The following is a 308-nucleotide window of genomic DNA, read 5'->3' as shown; positions in this document are numbered from 1 at the left end:
CCCCCCCCCCCCCCCCCCCCCCCCCCCCCCCCCCCCCCCCCCCCCCCCCCCCCCCCCCCCCCCCCCCCCCCCCCCCCCCCCCCCCCCCCCCCCCCCCCCCCCCCCCCCCTTTACACCCCCACGCCGCCAACCGAGATTCGGTCACGGGTCTCGTGGGCTCGGAGATGTGTATAAGAGACAGGCCCGCGTTCCAGCAGGCAGTGATCGAGGAAGTAGCCAAGGTGACGCACATCGCCGACGCCGATGCCCGTGGCGAGATCATCGGAGCGCCGCTGCTGCTGCCGGGCGTGATCAAGTTTCCCGTGAAG

At 76.0% G+C, this 308-nt stretch carries 1 pseudogene; it reads left to right on the top strand.

Annotated features, from left to right (window positions below):
- Positions 1-179 precede the first annotated feature (179 nt).
- Positions 180-308 (top strand): annotated as a pseudogene (locus JHD67_RS21995) (peptidase); the annotation flags it as partial.

The organism is Dyella sp. ASV21 (genome assembly GCF_016428975.1).
GTDB lineage: Bacteria > Pseudomonadota > Gammaproteobacteria > Xanthomonadales > Rhodanobacteraceae > Dyella.
Note: the sequence above shows the minus strand (reverse complement) of the source record. Positions and strands in the feature narration are given on the sequence as shown.